Source organism: Acinetobacter sp. ANC_7504 (assembly GCF_056779995.1).
The window spans coordinates 1-6,432 of record NZ_JBWYIZ010000023.1 but is presented as its reverse complement, the minus strand read 5'-3'; the positions used below and the strand labels follow the sequence as shown (position 1 = coordinate 6,432).

At 41.2% G+C, this 6,432-nt stretch carries 7 protein-coding genes; all 7 read left to right on the top strand.

From position 1 onward, the window contains the following. Window positions 1-168 precede the first annotated feature (168 nt). Complete coding sequence (gene catA / locus AC1M9F_RS14375; protein WP_481598102.1) at window positions 169-1,089, top strand: catechol 1,2-dioxygenase; 921 nt, start codon at window positions 169-171, stop codon at window positions 1,087-1,089. 74 nt (window positions 1,090-1,163) lie between these two features. After that, window positions 1,164-2,546 (top strand): benzoate 1,2-dioxygenase large subunit, encoded by a 1,383-nt coding sequence (gene benA, locus AC1M9F_RS14370; RefSeq protein WP_035270495.1) that lies wholly within the window; start codon window positions 1,164-1,166, stop codon window positions 2,544-2,546. Then, a complete protein-coding gene (gene benB, locus AC1M9F_RS14365) occupies window positions 2,543-3,046 on the top strand; it encodes a benzoate 1,2-dioxygenase small subunit (RefSeq protein WP_035270498.1) in 504 nt (167 codons plus the stop codon). Before benA ends, benB begins: the two co-directional genes overlap by 4 nt. Window positions 3,047-3,136: 90 nt before the next feature. Then, complete coding sequence (benC, locus tag AC1M9F_RS14360; RefSeq protein WP_481598101.1) at window positions 3,137-4,153, top strand: benzoate 1,2-dioxygenase electron transfer component BenC; 1,017 nt, start codon at window positions 3,137-3,139, stop codon at window positions 4,151-4,153. Between the two features lie 13 nt (window positions 4,154-4,166). Continuing rightward, window positions 4,167-4,946 carry a 1,6-dihydroxycyclohexa-2,4-diene-1-carboxylate dehydrogenase gene (locus AC1M9F_RS14355; RefSeq protein ID WP_092768934.1) on the top strand — a complete coding sequence of 260 codons (780 nt, stop codon included), beginning with the start codon at window positions 4,167-4,169 and terminating at the stop codon, window positions 4,944-4,946. A gap of 56 nt (window positions 4,947-5,002) precedes the next feature. Next, window positions 5,003-6,211, top strand: a complete 1,209-nt coding sequence (gene benE / locus AC1M9F_RS14350; protein ID WP_481598100.1) for a benzoate/H(+) symporter BenE — start codon at window positions 5,003-5,005, stop codon at window positions 6,209-6,211. Between the two features lie 43 nt (window positions 6,212-6,254). Continuing rightward, the coding region (locus AC1M9F_RS14345) for a CoA-transferase (protein WP_481592539.1) at window positions 6,255-6,432 on the top strand (178 nt) is incomplete at its 3' end.

Genomic DNA, 6,432 nt, shown 5'->3' with positions numbered 1-6,432 from the left:
CGTGAAGATGATCGTTAAGTTTTAAGTGTCTTGGCTTGATTGATTCAGGCCATGACATCAATACATCCAGAGGTTTTTTAGCGTCATTTTAAACAAGGATTGTGGCAGCGAGCTCAAACACATTAGAAGTCAGCCACCACACAGCAAGCATACTTAAGGAGAAATAGTATGAACCGCGAACAAATTAATGCTTTAGTCAAAAAAATGAACGTTGATACTGCAACAGGTCCTGTTGATGAACGTGTTCAACAAATCGTTGTACGTTTAGTATCTGACTTATTCCAAGCGATTGAAGATTTAGATTTAAGCCAATCTGAAGTTTGGAAGGGTCTTGAGTACTTTACTGATGCTGGTCAAGCAAACGAATTAGGTCTTTTGGCTGCTGGTTTAGGTCTTGAGCATTTCCTTGATTTACGTGCAGATGAGAAAGATGCTCAAGCAGGTATTACAGGTGGTACTCCACGTACAATTGAAGGTCCATTGTATGTCGCTGGTGCACCAGAATCAGTTGGTTTTGCACGTATGGATGATGGTTCTGAAGAAGGCAAAATCCCAACTTTAATTATTGAAGGTATCGTTAAAGATACTGAAGGTAACATCATTGAAGGCGCTAAAGTTGAAGTTTGGCATGCAAACAGCTTAGGTAACTACTCGTTCTTTGATAAGTCTCAATCTGACTTCAACTTACGTCGTACGATCTTCACCGATGCACAAGGTCAATATACAGCATTAACCACAATGCCTGTAGGTTATGGCTGCCCACCAGAAGGTACAACTCAGTTTGTATTAGACAAACTTGGTCGTCATGGTAACCGCCCTTCACATGTGCATTACTTCGTCACTGCACCTGGCTACCGTAAATTAACTACGCAGTTCAACATCGAAGGTGATAAATACCTTTGGGATGACTTTGCATTTGCAACGCGTGATGGCTTAGTGGCAACTGCTGTAGACGTAACTGATGAAGCTGAAATTGCTCGTCGTGGTCTGAAAGGTGCGTTCAAACATATTCAATTTGACATTGAATTAGTGAAAGACGTTGAAGGTGCGCCTTCTACTGAAGTTGAACGTCGCCGCGCATCAGCTTAAATCAATTAGTCGGAATCGGGATAAGTCAATTATCCCGATGACTTCCCCTCAATTTGGAAAGTCGGAGAACGTCCATGCCACGTATTCCTGTAATTAATACCAGCCATCTAGATCGTCTTGATGAGTTACTTGTAGACAACTTTGAGACAGGTGAGTTTAAACTTCATCGTTCAGTTTTCACTGATCAAGCCCTTTTTGACCTTGAAATGAAATACATCTTTGAGGGTAATTGGGTTTACTTGGCACACGAAAGCCAAATTCCAAATAACAATGATTATTACACGACACACATCGGTCGTCAGCCAATCGTGATTGCTCGTAACCGTCAAGGCGAGCTAAATGCAATGATCAATGCGTGTTCACACCGTGGTGCACAACTTTGCCGTAACAAACGTGGTAATAAGGCTACTTATACTTGCCCATTCCATGGTTGGACATTCAATAACTCAGGCAAACTTTTAAAAGTTAAAGACCCAACAGATGCAGGTTATTCTGACTGCTTTAACAAAGAAGGATCACATGATCTTAAGAAAGTTGCACGTTTTGAAAGTTATAAAGGCTTCTTATTCGGTAGCTTAAACCCAGACGTCTTGCCATTAGAAGAATTCTTAGGTGAAACGACTAAAATTATCGATATGATCGTGGGTCAGTCTGATCAAGGTTTAGAAGTTTTACGTGGTGCCTCAACTTATACATACGAAGGAAACTGGAAACTCACTGCTGAAAATGGTGCAGATGGTTACCATGTATCTGCAGTTCACTGGAATTATGCTGCGACTACGCAACAACGTAAAGAAAAACAAGCTGGCGACAATATCCGTGCAATGAGCGCAGGATCTTGGGGTAAACAAGGCGGTGGTTCTTACGGTTTTGAAAATGGTCACATGTTGCTTTGGACACAATGGGCTAACCCTGAAGACCGCCCTAACTTCCCTAAAGCAGATGAATACTCTGAGAAATTCGGTCCTGCTATGTCGAAGTGGATGATCGAGCGCTCACGTAACCTTTGCTTATATCCAAACGTTTATTTGATGGATCAGTTCGGTTCACAAATCCGTGTACTTCGCCCAATTGCTGTCGATAAAACTGAAGTAACAATTTACTGCATCGCACCTGTAGGTGAAGAGCCAGAAGCTCGCGCACGCCGTATTCGTCAATATGAAGATTTCTTCAATGCTTCAGGTATGGCGACACCAGATGACTTAGAAGAATTCCGTGCATGTCAAGCAGGTTATGCTGGTATCGAACTTGAGTGGAACGATATGTGCCGTGGCTCAAAGCATTGGATCAATGGCCCAGATGATGCAGCAAACGAAATTGGTCTAAAACCTAAACTTTCAGGCGTTAAAACTGAAGACGAAGGTTTATACCTTGCGCAACATCAACATTGGTTAGAAGAAATGAAACGTGCGATTAAAGCAGAACAAGCTTTAGCTGAACAAGGAGATAACGCATGAGTAACGCGAATCTTGAAGCAACTTTAGAATCAGTGAGCCAGTTCTTATTTAAAGAAGCGCGCCTACTTGATGATGAACAGTGGGATGAATGGTTAGAGTGTTATGCACCTACAGCATCGTTCTGGATGCCATCTTGGGATGACTACAATACATTAACTGAAGATCCTCAATCAGAAATCTCGTTAATTTATTATCCAGATCGTCAAGGTTTAGAAGACCGCGTGTTCCGTATCAAAACTGAACGCTCTTCTGCAACAATGCCTGATACACGTACAAGCCACAATATTAACAACATTGAAATACTTGAACGTCATGAAGATAAGGTTGTTGTTCGTTTCAACTGGAACACTTTAAGTTACCGCTATCAAAAGTCATACAGCTACTTTGGTATGTCACGCTACGAAATCAATTTGTCTGGTGAAAAACCACAAATTTTAAATAAATATGTGGTACTTAAAAATGATTACATCAACCAAGTAATCGACGTATATCACCTGTAATTAGTAAATAACAAGTTCAGTAACTACCAAATGGAATTTTGGTAGTTACACCAAAAAATTGTTCAAAAGATTCTTAAAGGATATTCAGCCATGTCAAACCATAATGTTGCACTTCAATTTGAAGATGGCGTAACCCGATTTATTTCAGTTGCACAAGGCGAAACGCTTTCTGACGCTGCATATCGTCAAAAGATTAATATTCCGCTGGATTGCCGTGATGGTGCATGTGGTACTTGTCGAGCTTTTTGTGAGTCTGGCAGCTATGACATGCCTGAAGAAACTTATATTGAAGATGCACTTACACCAGAAGAGGCTGAGCAAGGCTATATTTTAGCTTGCCAGTGCCGTCCTACTTCAGATGCAGTTTTCCAAATTCAAGCATCATCTGATGTATGTAAAACTCAAATTCATCAATATCAAGGTACACTTTCTCGTGTAGAAAACTTATCTGAATCTACAATTACCTTTGATATTCAACTAGACGAGGGTCAGCCAGATATCAATTTCCTTGCTGGTCAGTATGTAAATGTAGGTATTCCTGGATCAACTGAAACACGTTCATACTCTTTCAGCTCTAAGCCAGGCAACCGTTTGACCGGCTTTGTTGTTCGTAACGTTCCTAACGGTAAGATGAGTAGCTTCTTAAGCAGCGAAGCGAAAGTCGGCGACAAAATGACATTCACTGGTCCATTTGGTAGCTTCTACTTACGTAATGTAATACGCCCTGTAGTAATGCTTGCTGGTGGTACAGGTATTGCTCCATTTATGTCGATGCTTCAAGTATTAGAAGAAAAAGGTTCTGAACATCCAGTACGTTTAGTTTTTGGTGTAACCAATGACTTTGACCTAGTTGCTATTGAAGAACTCAACAAACTTCAAGAAAAACTTGATTGGTTTGAATACCGTACCGTAGTTGCAAACCCAGAATCTGCACACGAACGTAAAGGTTATGTGACAGGTCACATTGAAACTGAATGGCTCAACGGTGGTGATGTAGACGTTTACCTCTGTGGTCCTGTTCCTATGGTAGATGCAGTTCGTGGTTGGTTAGATGCTGAAGGCATTAAACCTGCAAACTTCTTATTCGAAAAATTCTCTGCGAATTAAAGTGGAGAGGAACATGAATCAAAGATTTGAAAATAAAATCGTAATCGTCACTGGTGCCGCTCAAGGCATCGGTCGCGGTGTTGCACTTCAAGCAGCTAGCGAAGGTGCAAAAGTTGTACTGGCTGACCGTGCTGAATACGTGACGACCACACTTGAAGAAATTACGACTCAAGGTGGCACAGGTGTTACTGTCTTAGCTGATCTTGAAACCTATGCTGGTGCACAATCCGTTGTAAATAAAGCGATCGAGACTTTTGGCCGAATTGATGTGCTGATCAACAATGTTGGTGGTGCGATTTGGATGAAACCTTTTGAAGAGTTTTCTGAAGAGGAAATTATTAAAGAGATCAATCGTTCTTTATTTCCTACTTTATGGAGTTGTCGTGCAGTTTTACCACACATGCAACACCAAAAATCTGGTGTGATCGTGAATGTATCATCTATCGCCACATGTGGAATTAACCGTCTTCCATATTCTGCGGCTAAGGGTGGTGTAAATAGTTTTACTCAATCAATGGCATTTGCACATGCTAAAGATGGTATCCGCATCAATGCTGTGGCTACAGGTGGTACTGAAGCTCCACCACGTGTAATTCCACGCAATACTTCACCACTATCTGAGCAAGATCAAGCTTGGATGCAAGAAGTGGTTGATCAAACAATTGACCGTAGCTACATGAAACGCTATGGCACTATTCAAGAACAAGTAAATGCTATTTTGTTCCTTGCTTCAGATGAGTCTTCATACATTACAGGCACAGTCGTACCTGTAGGTGGTGGTGATCAGGGTTAACCCTGATCACGGACTCTTTAAATTCACAGGATCATTGAAGCAAGGAGGCAAATACAATGGCAACCCTGTTTAAAACACTAAAAGAAGATTGGTCTATTTCCGCCACTGTCGCCGGCTTTTTAGCTGTATTGATTTCATATGCCGGACCATTAATTATTTTCTTTCAAGCAGCACAACAAGCCCAAGTTTCACCAGACATGATGATTTCGTGGATTTGGGGTATCTCAATTGGTGCTGCTGTAGCTGGAATTCTATTATCAATAAAATTTAAAGTTCCTGTCATTACCGCTTGGTCGGCACCTGGTACTGCTCTTCTAGTCACACTTTTTCCAGATATATCACTGAATGAAGCAGTTGCTGCATATATCACTACAGCTGTAGTGATTTTCATCATTGGTATTACCGGATATTTCGACAAACTATTGGCTTTGATACCGCAATCAGTAGCTGCAGGAATGATGGCTGGTATCTTATGTCAGTTCGGATTTGGGCTTTTTACCGCGACCAATACCATGCCATATATTGTGTTTGGAATGCTTATTTCGTATCTGATTGCTAAGCGTTTAACACCTCGATATGCCATGCTTTTTGTATTGGCAGCTGGTATTTTGATGAGTTTAGTCCTCGGGAAATTCAATGCTGTGAATATGGAGTTTTCACTCGCAATACCCCAATTCATTGCGCCCGAGTGGACGCTTAACTCTTTTCTAAATCTTGCAGTACCTCTTATTTTAGTCAGCCTTTCTGGTCAATTTTTACCTGGCATGGCAATTTTGAAATTAAGTGGCTATGACATTCAAGCAAAACCGATTATTACCACTACCAGTATCGCATCGTTAGCTGTTGCTTGTGTGGGCGGGATCACCATTGTCCTGGCATCAATAACAGCCGCACTCTGTACAGGTAAAGATGCACATGAGCTCAAAGAGAAACGTTATATCGCAGGTATTGCGAACGGTATTTTCTATATTTTAGGTGGTTTATTTGCAGGCAGCATTGTGATGCTCTTTAGCTTACTGCCTAAAGAACTTGTTGCTGCATTAGCAGGTTTAGCACTTTTAGGTGCTATTGCTACAAATTTACACGTTGCTATGTTCCAAGAAAAGGATCGCGATGCAGCTCTCCTTACTTTCTTGGCGACTGTTTCAGGCATGCAATTTTTAGGTTTAAGTTCAGTTTTTTGGGGAATCTGTATTGGTATTTTAGCGCACGTGATTTTAACGAAGCGTCAAAATACTACCCCATCATCGTCTACATCGACCTGATCATATTAAAGGTAAATGTAGATCGTTTGTTTAGGAAGTGATTATGATTGATAAAAGCTCAGCGTCTTTAACCGAAGCCCTCTCCCAAATTAAAGACGGTTCAACCATTATGATTGGTGGATTTGGTACCGCAGGTCAGCCTGCTGAACTCATCGATGGCTTAATTGAACTCGGTATTAAAGACTTAGTGATCGTCAACAACAACGCAGGTAATGGTGATT

Bases quoted from the DNA above. Each gene is read 5' to 3' on its own strand.
- catA (WP_481598102.1), top strand. From the start codon at position 169: ATGAACCGCGAACAAATTAATGCTTTAGTCAAAAAAATGAACGTTGAT.
- benA (WP_035270495.1), top strand. From the start codon at position 1,164: ATGCCACGTATTCCTGTAATTAATACCAGCCATCTAGATCGTCTTGAT.
- benB (WP_035270498.1), top strand. From the start codon at position 2,543: ATGAGTAACGCGAATCTTGAAGCAACTTTAGAATCAGTGAGCCAGTTC.
- benC (WP_481598101.1), top strand. From the start codon at position 3,137: ATGTCAAACCATAATGTTGCACTTCAATTTGAAGATGGCGTAACCCGA.
- AC1M9F_RS14355 (WP_092768934.1), top strand. From the start codon at position 4,167: ATGAATCAAAGATTTGAAAATAAAATCGTAATCGTCACTGGTGCCGCT.
- benE (WP_481598100.1), top strand. From the start codon at position 5,003: ATGGCAACCCTGTTTAAAACACTAAAAGAAGATTGGTCTATTTCCGCC.